10 protein-coding genes are annotated in these 9,597 nt (G+C 76.6%); 5 read left to right on the top strand and 5 right to left on the bottom strand.

Going from position 1 to position 9,597, the window contains the following annotated elements; translation table 11 throughout:
• Positions 1-269 precede the first annotated feature (269 nt).
• Together ACRYR7_RS21900 and ACRYR7_RS21895 are read right to left on the bottom strand one after the other, a co-directional pair.
• Positions 270-1,190, bottom strand: coding sequence for an oxygenase MpaB family protein (locus ACRYR7_RS21900; protein WP_432574234.1), 921 nt, complete (start codon positions 1,188-1,190; stop codon positions 270-272).
• Positions 1,191-1,265: 75 nt separating this feature from the next.
• Positions 1,266-2,123 (bottom strand): NAD(P)H-binding protein, encoded by an 858-nt coding sequence (locus ACRYR7_RS21895; protein WP_432574233.1) that lies wholly within the window; start codon positions 2,121-2,123, stop codon positions 1,266-1,268.
• 89 nt (positions 2,124-2,212) lie between these two features.
• Here ACRYR7_RS21895 and ACRYR7_RS21890 point away from each other — a divergent pair, with 89 nt between their 5' ends.
• Positions 2,213-2,599 (top strand): winged helix-turn-helix transcriptional regulator, encoded by a 387-nt coding sequence (locus tag ACRYR7_RS21890; RefSeq protein ID WP_432574232.1) that lies wholly within the window; start codon positions 2,213-2,215, stop codon positions 2,597-2,599.
• Between the two features lie 113 nt (positions 2,600-2,712).
• On the opposite strand, the gene ACRYR7_RS21885 is transcribed toward ACRYR7_RS21890, so the two are convergent.
• The 3 genes from ACRYR7_RS21885 to ACRYR7_RS21875 form a co-directional block, all read right to left on the bottom strand.
• Complete coding sequence (locus ACRYR7_RS21885) at positions 2,713-4,371, bottom strand: catalase (protein ID WP_432574231.1); 1,659 nt, start codon at positions 4,369-4,371, stop codon at positions 2,713-2,715.
• On the bottom strand, positions 4,368-4,844 hold the full coding sequence (locus ACRYR7_RS21880) for a Fur family transcriptional regulator (protein WP_432574230.1): 477 nt from the start codon (positions 4,842-4,844) through the stop codon (positions 4,368-4,370). Before ACRYR7_RS21880 ends, ACRYR7_RS21885 begins: the two co-directional genes overlap by 4 nt.
• A 96-nt stretch (positions 4,845-4,940) precedes the next feature.
• Positions 4,941-5,795, bottom strand: coding sequence for an SDR family oxidoreductase (locus tag ACRYR7_RS21875; RefSeq protein ID WP_432574229.1), 855 nt, complete (start codon positions 5,793-5,795; stop codon positions 4,941-4,943).
• Between the two features lie 100 nt (positions 5,796-5,895).
• On the opposite strand from ACRYR7_RS21875, the gene ACRYR7_RS21870 reads away from it, so the two are divergent.
• The 4 genes from ACRYR7_RS21870 to ACRYR7_RS21855 all read left to right on the top strand — a co-directional run bounded on the left by ACRYR7_RS21870 (position 5,896) and on the right by ACRYR7_RS21855 (position 9,549).
• Positions 5,896-7,551: a metallophosphoesterase family protein gene (locus ACRYR7_RS21870; RefSeq protein ID WP_432574228.1), complete on the top strand. Its 1,656-nt coding sequence runs from the start codon at positions 5,896-5,898 to the stop codon at positions 7,549-7,551.
• A 49-nt stretch (positions 7,552-7,600) separates the two neighbouring features.
• Positions 7,601-7,792: a hypothetical protein gene (locus ACRYR7_RS21865; RefSeq protein ID WP_432574227.1), complete on the top strand. Its 192-nt coding sequence runs from the start codon at positions 7,601-7,603 to the stop codon at positions 7,790-7,792.
• Between the two features lie 123 nt (positions 7,793-7,915).
• Positions 7,916-8,536, top strand: coding sequence for a DUF47 domain-containing protein (locus tag ACRYR7_RS21860; protein WP_432574226.1), 621 nt, complete (start codon positions 7,916-7,918; stop codon positions 8,534-8,536).
• Between the two features lie 5 nt (positions 8,537-8,541).
• Complete coding sequence (locus ACRYR7_RS21855; RefSeq protein WP_432574225.1) at positions 8,542-9,549, top strand: inorganic phosphate transporter; 1,008 nt, start codon at positions 8,542-8,544, stop codon at positions 9,547-9,549.
• Positions 9,550-9,597 lie beyond the last annotated feature (48 nt).

Below are 9,597 nucleotides of genomic sequence, written 5' to 3'. Positions count from 1 at the left end.
AATCCACCCACCCCCCCCCCCCCACCCCCCCCCCCCCCCCCCCCCCCCCCGCCCCCCCCCCCCCCCCCCCCCCCCCCCCCCCCGGGCGGGGTCGTCGTGCTCAACGGGGCCTCCTCGGGCGGACGCACCCCGCGGCGCGGGGTGACCCCTCCCCATCGGCGGGCCGTGCGCGCGCTTGAGGCATCCCCTCGAGGGACGGGGACCGGCGCGCGGCGGGCGTCGGCGCGCGGCGGGCGTCGGCGCGCGGCGGGCGTCGGCGCGCCGTGGGGTCAGCCCGCGGCCGGGGCCGGTGCGGCGGGGGCGGCCGCCAGCCGGCGCTCGGCGACGGCGGCGTGCGGCCACCGCGCCACCCGGTCGGGCAGCGCGGGCCGGGCGGTGCGCAGCAGGGCGCGGGCGGCGCCGGCGGCGGCGCGGCGGCCGGGGGTGCGCGCCAGGCCGTAGGCGTCGGCCACGGACGGCGGCAGCAGGTCGGCGGTGACGCTGCGGGCCAGGGCCGCCACGCCCGGCAGGGGCGGGCGGGTGCGCTGGGTGAGGATGCCGCCGGCGACGGTGCGGGCGGCGTCGGTGACCACCAGGCCGGCGACGCTGCGCTCCCAGTAGCGCTCGAAGTCCGCGGCGGTGGGCGGCAGCACCGCCTGCGGCACCGCGAACAGGCGCGCGAAGGGCCACGAGCCGCGCCAGTGCTCCTCGCGCTCGGCGGCGTCCAGGACGCGGCCCAGGTAGCGCTCGGCGACGCGGCGGGCCGTCCACACCAGCGTCGCGTGCACCCACAGCGCCAGGTCCGGGTCGCCGGCGCGGTACGGGGTGCCCGCCGGCGTGCCGGGCACCGCGGCGCGGGTGGTGCCGCGCACCCGGGCGTGCTGGGCGCCGACCTCCCGGGCCGCCGCGCGGGCCTGCTCGGTGTCGCCGAAGGTGACCGTCAGCGCGGCCTGCAGCGTCGCCAGCAGCCGGTGCGCCGGGCCGGCGGTGTAGTCGCTGTGCACGGCCACGCCCTCGGCGACGAGCGGGTGGGCGACCTGCAGCAGGATCGCGGCCGGCCCGCCCAGGACGACGGCCCGCTCGGCGGTGACCTCCCGGAAGGCGCCGGGGGCGCAGACCCCGGGGTCGCCGGGCGCGCCCGGGCCGGGCGGGGGCGGGAAGGCGGCGCCCAGCGGCAGCCGGGGCAGGCGGGGGCGGGCCGTGGTGTCCATCGCCCCCAGCCTCGCCCCCGGTGCGCGCTCCCGCACGGCCGCGCTGCCGCGCGGGAGCACGGCCGCGCGGCGCGCTCAGGCGCGCGCGGCGCGCAGCGCGTCGGCCAGCCCGGTGGCCGGGCGGCCGATCAGGCGCTGCAGGTCCTCGCTGGTGGTGTGCAGCTCCCCGCGCGCGGTGGAGGCGTCCAGGGCGGCCACGAAGCCCGCGGTGCCCTCGTCCAGGCCCGCGGCGCGCAGGTGCGCGACGTGCTCCTCGGTGCTCAGGTCGCGGTGGGCCACCGGCGTGCCGGTGACCTCGGTGATGGTCGCGGCCAGCTCGGCGAGGGTGAAGGCGGGCCCGCCGAGCTCGTGGACGCGGTCCCCGGCGCCGTCGTCGAGCAGCGCGGCGGCCGCGGCGGCGGCGTAGTCGGCGCGGGTGGCGGCGGAGACGCGCCCGTCGCGGGTGGAGCCGACGACCTCGCCGGTGCTCAGGTGCTGCCCGAGCCGGTCGGTGTAGTTCTCGGTGTACCAGCCGTTGCGCAGCAGCGTGTGCGCCAGCCCGGAGGCGGCGATGGCCTCCTCCGTGGCCCGGTGGTCGGGGGCCAGCGGGTTCCCGGTGGTGCCGGCGCGCAGGATGCTCGTGTAGGCCAGGCGCTGCACGCCGGCGGCCACCGCCGCGTCGACCACGTTGCAGTGCTGGGCCAGCCGCTGGCCGGGGGCGTCGCCGGAGATCAGCAGCAGGCGGTCCACGCCGGCCAGCGCCGGGCCCAGGGTGGCCGGCTCGGCGTGGTCGGCGCGGCGCACCCGCACCCCGCGCGCGGCGAGGTCGTCGAGCTTGGCGGGGGTGCGCGCGAGGGCGACGACGTCGCCGGGCGCGACGCCGCGCTCGAGCAGGGCCTCGACGACGAGGCGGCCGAGCCTGCCGCTGGCGGCGGTGACGGCGAAGGTGGTCATGGTGCTCTCCTCGGGTGCGTGCTGCGTCTTCCGCGGGCACTAACCTTCCGAAAGCGCCGGTTGTTCCGGCGGGTGCCTACCATCGGGGGGTGAGCGCCGGCGAGGACCCGTCCCAGCAGCTCGTCGTGGACGTCTTCGCCCGCGGCTGCACCTCCCGCGCCGCCTTCGAGGACGTCACCGGCCGCTGGGCCTCCCTGGTGCTGCTGGCGCTGGGGGAGGGGCGCTACCGCTTCAACGCGCTGCGGCGCCGCGTGGAGGGGGTCAGCGAGAAGATGCTCTCGCAGACCCTGCAGGCCCTGGAGCGCGACGGCATGCTCACCCGCGAGGTCGTCACCGCCATCCCCCCGCGCGTGGAGTACGAGCTGACCCCCCTGGGCGCCGGCGTCGCACAGCGGCTGCGGGCGCTGGCCGACCTGCTCGAGGAGCGCGCCGGCGAGGTGCAGCGCGCCCGCGAGGCGCACGCCGCCGCGCGCTGAGCACCCCGCCCCGCCCCGCCGCGCCCGTGCCCGTGCCCGTGTGCGCGCCCGGGAACGGCGACGGGCGCCGCCCCCCGGAGGGGGCGGCGCCCGTCGCGGTGCGGGGACCGCCGTCAGGCGCGCACGTCGCGCTCGTTCGGCACGGCGTGGGTCATCACCAGGCCGGTGACGTCGCGCGGGCCGTTCTTGCCGAGGTTGGCCGCGCGCTGCAGCTCCTCCTCGGTCAGGGTCTGCGTCTGCAGCGGCTCCAGGTGGCGGACGTCGTCGGCGGTGATGCCCAGGCCCTCGCCGACGCGGCGGCCGTACTCGTCGTCGGCCATGAACATGTGCCAGACCATGCGCTCCTGGATGGGGCGGATGCACTGCGAGAGCGCGTCGACGAAGTTCGCGACGAGCTCGTCCTTCTCCCAGTCCTCGGAGAGCTGGAAGCGCTCGCCCGCCTGCTGGTAGTCGTTCGTGCGCGGGATGCGCTTGCGGGTCAGGCGCCCGGAGATGACCGGGCCCTGCTCGTCGTGGGTGGGGTAGGTGCCCTCGCGCAGGCCGCCGATGATCGACGGCTCGTAGTTCACCGTCGGGTTCTCGCCCCCGCCGTCGACGTGGTAGGCCATCTGCCCGTCGCGCTGGTTGGTGCGGACCGCGGCGTTCTTCGCCTGGTTCACCGGCAGCTGCAGGTAGTTCGGGCCGACGCGGTAGCGCTGGGTGTCGGAGTAGGAGAACGTCCGCCCGACGAGCATCTTGTCGTCGGAGAAGTCCAGGCCGTCCACCAGCACACCGGTGCCGAAGGCGATCTGCTCGCTCTCGGTGAAGAAGTCCACCGGCTTGCGGTTGAGGACCATCTTGCCGATCGGGGTGAGCGGGAAGAGGTTCTCGGGCCACACCTTGGTGTCGTCCAGCGGGTCGAAGTCGAGCTCGGGGTGCTCGTCGTCGCTCATGGTCTGGACGAGCAGCTCCCACTCGGGGTAGTCGCCCGCGTCGATGGCGGCGTAGAGGTCGCGGGTGTGCGGACCGAGGTCCTGCGCCTGCACGGCCGCGGCGTCGGCGGAGGTCCAGCTCTTCACGCCCTGCTTGGGGTGCCAGTGGTACTTGACCAGCACCGTCTCGCCCTCGGAGTTCACCCACTTGTAGGTGTTCACGCCGAAGCCCTGCTGCGTGCGGTAGCTCGCCGGGATGCCGCGGGGGGAGAAGACCAGGGTGAACATGTGCAGCGACTCGGGGGTCTGGCTGGCGAAGTCGAAGACGCGGTTGGGCACCTGGCGGTCGAAGGTGACCGGGTCGGGCTTCTGGGAGTGGATGAAGTCCGGGAACTTGATCGCGTCGCGGATGAAGAAGACGCCCAGGTTGTTGCCGACCAGGTCCCAGTTGCCGTCCTCGGTGTACATCTTCACCGCGAAGCCGCGCGGGTCGCGCAGCGCCTCGGACGAGTCGCGCCCCCCGGCCACGGTCGAGAAGCGGATCGCCAGGTCGGTGCGCTTGCCCTTCTCCTGGAACAGCTTCGCGCGGGTGTACTTCGAGATCGGCTCGTCGCCGAAGGTGCCGTAGGCCTCGAAGTACCCGAACGCGGTGGTGCCGCGCGCGTGCACGACGCGCTCGGGGATGCGCTCGCGGTCGAAGTGGCTGATCTTCTCGAGGAACTGGTAGTTCTCCAGCGTGGCCGGGCCGCGGGCGCCGACGGTGCGCTGGTTCTGGTTGTCGTAGACCGGGTGGCCCTGACGGTTGGTCAGCACCGGGCGGTCGTCGCCCGGGGCGGACTGCTGGCTGGCGACGTCGGTCATCGCACTTCCTCTCGTCGTTCTTCTGCGTGCTCGTCGGGGTGGGGGTCGGGGTCCGTGGAGCGGCACTGCGGGCACCGCCCCCAGAAGAGCACCTCGGCCTCCTCCACCGCGAAACCGGCGGTGTCGGAGGGGACGAGGCAGGGGGCGTGGCCGACGGTGCAGTCCACGTCGACGGTGCGGCCGCACTCGCGGCACACGAGGTGGTGGTGGTTGTCCCCGACGCGCGACTCGTAGCGCGCCGGGTGCCCGGCCGGCTCCAGGCACCGCGCCAGCCCGCTGCGGGTCAGCGCGTCCAGGCAGTCGTACACGGCCTGCGTCGAGACGCCCGGCAGCTCCCGGCGGGCCCGGTCGGCGATCTGCGCGACGGCCAGGTGCTCGCCCCCGCGGGCGGCGGCGTCGAGCACGTCGAGCACGACCACCCTGGGCCGGGTGGCCCGCAGGCCCCGGGCCCGCACCCTGTCCGCCGCGTCCACGCCCCGATCCCACCAGTCCAGACTGGAATCAGTCAAGACAGGATCACCGGCCTCGCCCGACCGGCCCCGCCCCGCCGGCCCCGCGGCGCGCCCGGCTCAGGGCCGGCGCCAGTCGTCGGAGGTCAGGTGCGAGCCGGCCATCGGCCCCATCTGCAGCATCCCGCCGTCCACCGCGTACGAGGCGCCCGTGACGTAGGAGCCCTCCGGCGAGCACAGCAGCGCCACCACCGCCGCGATCTCGCGGGCGTCGCCCGGGCGGCGCAGCGGCACCCCGGGGCGCTCCTCGGTGTGCGGGTCCTGGTCCTCCTGCCCGGTCATCGGCGTGGCGATCTCCCCGGGCGCGACGGCGTTGACGGTGATGCCGTGCTCGGCCAGCTCGATCGCCGCCGTGCGCGTCAGCAGCCCCAGGCCGCCCTTGGCCGCGCAGTACGGCGCCGCGCCCACCCGCGGCTGGTGCTCGTGCACGCTGGTGATGTTCACGATCCGCCCCCCGCGCCCGGCGGCGACCATCCGCCGCGCCGCGCGCTGCAGGCACAGGAACGCGCCGTCCAGGTCGGTGGCGATCACCTCGCGCCAGTCCTCGAAGGACAGCTCCAGCAGCGGCGTGGAGGTGCCGGTGCCGGCGTCGTTGACCAGGACCTCGATCCCGCCCAGGGCCTCGGCCAGCTCGTCGACGACCTCCGCGGCCGCCGGCAGGTCGCGCAGGTCCAGGTGGCGCACCTCCGCGCGCCGGCCCAGCTCGCGCACCCGGCGCGCGGTCTCCTCCCCGGCGGACTCGTCGCGGAACCAGGTGACGCCCACGTCGTGGCCGCGGCGGGCCAGCTCCACCGCGATCGCCCGGCCGATGCCGGACTCGGAGCCGGTGATGACCGCCGGGCCCGGCCGCCCGGCCGGCTCGGCGCTGCGCAGGTCGCGGAAGCCCTCGGTGCTCTGGGTGCTCTGGGTGCTCATGCCCTCCCCGTACCCGCCGCGCCCGCGCGGACACGCGCCGACCGCCCCCGGTCGCGGTCGGGGCGGCGCCCCCGGCGCGGCTGCGCGAGGATCGGGGGTGATGGCCCCCACCGACGACCCCGCCACCGGAGCCGCCCCCGCGCGCCGCCGGTGGCGACCGCCTCCGCGCGCCGCGCGCGCCCTGCGGCGGCTGCTCGCCCTGGCCGGCGTGCTCGCCGTCACCGGCGCCGGGGCCGCCGCCGGCTTCGCCCTGGCCCCCGGGCACCACACCTGGGTCGGCCCGCTGCGCACCGAGGTGCGGGTGCGCCCCAGCCTGCACCCCGGGGTGCGCATCGAGCTGCCGCCGGTCGGCGAGGTCACCTTCGACACCCACCGCGCGCCCCTGGTGGTCACCGCGGGCATCGAGTCCGTCGACCTGGACGCCGCCGGCCGGCTGGTGCGATCCCCGCAGCAGCTCCTGGGCCTGGAGCTGACCGCCCCCGACACCGTGCGCGCCGCGACCGTGCGCGCCGCCGCGTACAGCGCCGCGTGCGGGGTCGGCGGCGCCGTGCTGGCCGGGGTCGTCGTCTACCGCGCGCGCCGGCGCGCCCTGCAGACCGGTGCGACGTGCCTGGTGGTGCTGCTGGCCACCGGCGGCGCCACCGCCGCCACCCTGGACCCCGCCGCGCTGCAGCAGCCGAGCTTCACCGGCCTGCTCTCGCGCGCGCCGTACGTCGTCTCGGGCACCCAGGACGCCCTGGAGCGGCTGGAGTCCTACCGCAGCGGCCTGTCCGACATCGTCCGCAGCGTCAGCACCCTCTACGCCGTCAGCGGCAACCTGCCGGTCCTGGGCGACGGGCAGGGCGCCGGGGACGGCCTGGGCCCGGACGTCACCACCGTGCTGCACGTCTCCGACCTGCACCTGAACCCCCTGGGGCTGGACCTCACCGAGGACCTCGTGCGGCAGTTCGGCGCGCGGGCGGTCGTGGACACCGGCGACATCACCACCTGGGGCACCGAGGCGGAGTCCTCCTTCCTGGGCCGCATCGGCGCCCTGGGGGTGCCCTACGTCTTCGTGCGCGGCAACCACGACTCGACCCTGACCCAGGCGGCGGTGGCCGCCCAGCCCGGCGCCGTGGTCCTGGACGGCGGGCGCACCGCCGAGGTGGCCGGCCTGCGCGTGGCCGGCACCGGCGACCCCGTCTTCACCCCCGACGGCGAGGGCGCCGCCGCCTCCGGCGCCGCCGAGGACGTCCAGCGCCGCTCCAACGAGGTCCTGGCCGCGGGGGTGGCCGAGTGGGAGGCGCAGCACCCCGACGACCCGGTGGACGTCGCGCTCGTGCACGACCCCAGCGGCCTGGAGCCCCTGCTCGGGCGGGTGCCGCTGGTGCTGGCCGGGCACCTGCACCGCCGCAGCGTGACCCTGGACTCCTCCGGCACCCGCGTCATGGTCGAGGGCAGCACCGGCGGGGCGGGGATCACCTCGGCGGGTCTGGACCGGCTGGCCGACGGCGCGCCGGTGCCGCTGTCGGCGACCCTGCTGCACTTCGGCGCCGGCGGGGAGGACGACGGGCGGCTGCTGGCCTACGACGAGGTCACCGTCGGCGGCCTGGGCCTGGCGCAGGTGAGCCTGCAGCGCACCGTGCTGACCGACGCGGACCGCCCGGCCCTGGCGCCGCCCACCGCCACCGCCTCCGCCTCCGCCTCCCCGTCGGGCTCCGGGGCGGCCTCCCCGCCCGCCCCCGCCGCGGTGCCCGCCACGCCGGGGGTCCCGTGAGGCCGTTCGCGCTCGCGCCGGCCCGCGCCCGCGTACCGTGGGCGGCACCATGACCGCCTCACCCGACCGGGAGGGCCCCGTGCCGGAGCCCGCCGCCGGCCCGCTGGCCGACGACGTCCTCGCCGAGGAGATCGAGCTGTACGCGGACGTCGTCGTCGCCGCGTCGGAGAGCGACGGGCCGCTGGCGGACAGCGACCTGGACCGCGTGCTGGGCGTCGACGAGGCGCCCGAGCAGGGGTGAGCCGTCCCCCGGCGGGGGGACGCGACCGGCGCCTCGATGCCGGTGGCGGCGCCGCGAGCGCCTAGAGTCCGCTCCGGGGCCGGCACCGCCGGCCCGCCCGAGCAGACCGTCAGCGGAGCCCCAGTGCGTTTTCGACTCACCCCCCGGGACGACGGCTTCTTCGAGCTGTTCTCCCGCACCGGCGAGATCCTCGTGGAGGCCACGGCCGTCCTCACCGAGTTCCTCGGCAGCGACCAGCTGCGCCGCGAGGAGCTGGCCCGCCGGATGGAGGCCCTCGAGCACGCCGGCGACGAGGCGGCGCACGCGGTGCTGCGCAAGCTCGGCTCCTCGTTCATCACGCCCTTCGACCGCGAGGACGTCTACCGGCTGACCTCGCGCCTGGACGACTGCCTGGACCGCCTGCAGGCGGCCGTGGACCTCGTCGTGCTGTACCGCGTCGGCGCGCTGCCCGCCGCGGTGGGCGACCTCGTGCAGGTGATCACCCGGCAGGCGGAGCTGACGTGCGAGGCCATGCCGCGGCTGCGCTCCCCGCGGGACCTGACCGACTACTGGGTCGAGGTCAACCGGCTGGAGAACCAGGCGGACCAGATCCGCCGCGGCCTGCTGGCCACGATCTTCGGCGGCGAGTACGACGCCATCGCGATCATGAAGCACAAGGAGATCGTCGAGACGCTGGAGAGCGCCGCCGACGCCTTCGAGCGCGTGGCGCACACCGTGGAGACCATCGCGGTCAAGGAGTCCTGAGCTCGGTGGACCTCGTGCTCGTCCTGGTCGTGGCCGTCGTCGCGATCGCCCTCGGCTTCGACTTCGTCAACGGCTTCCACGACGCCTCCAACGCCGTCGCCACCTCCGTCTCCACGCGGGCGCTGACCCCGCACGTCGCGGTCGTGCTGGCGGCGGTGTGCAACCTCGTCGGCGCCTTCCTCGGCACCGGGGTCGCCGAGACCATCGGCTCGGGGATCATCGACATCGGCCTGGGCCCCGACGCGCTGTGGCTGCTGCTCGCCGCGCTCACCGGGGCGATCACCTGGCAGCTCATCACCTGGCGGTTCGGGCTGCCCTCCTCCAGCTCCCAGGCCCTCATCGGCGCGCTGGCCGGCGCGGGCCTGGTCGCGGGGGCCACCGTGCACTGGGGCGTCGTCCTGGACAAGGTCGTCGTGCCCATGGTGCTCTCGCCGCTGGCCGGCTTCGCCGCGGCCTACGCCGCGATGCTGGCCGTGCTGTGGGCCTTCCGCCGCTCCGCGCCGGCGCCCACCCACCGCCGCTTCCGGCTCGCGCAGACGGTCTCGGCCTCCGCCATGGCGCTGGGCCACGGCCTGCAGGACGCGCAGAAGACGATGGGCGTCATCGTGCTCGCCCTCGTCGCCGGCGGCCTGCACGGCGACGAGGACTTCTCCATCCCGGTCTGGGTGAAGGTCGCCGCGGCGGTGGTGATCAGCGCCGGCACCTACGCGGGCGGCTGGCGCATCATGCGCACCCTGGGGCGGCGCATCATCGACCTGGACCCCGCGCGCGGCTTCGCCGCCGAGGCGGTCTCCTCCGCGGTGCTGTACGTGGCCGCGCTCGGCTACCACTCGCCGGTCTCCACGACCCAGACGATCGCCTCGGCCATCGCCGGGGCGGGCGCGACGAGGCGGTGGTCCGCGGTGCGCTGGGGCGTGGCCCGCTCGATGGTCCTGGCCTGGATGCTCACCCTGCCCGTCTCGGCCGGCTTCGCCGCCCTGCTGGCGCTGCTGCTGGTGCGCCCCCTCGGCTGAGGCGCCCCGCACGCACGAGCGCCCGGCACCCCTGGAGGGGAGTGCCGG

Source organism: Kineococcus gurbantunggutensis (genome assembly GCF_050871925.1).
In the GTDB taxonomy this organism is placed as follows: domain Bacteria; phylum Actinomycetota; class Actinomycetes; order Actinomycetales; family Kineococcaceae; genus Kineococcus.
Note: the sequence above shows the minus strand (reverse complement) of the source record. Positions and strands in the feature narration are given on the sequence as shown.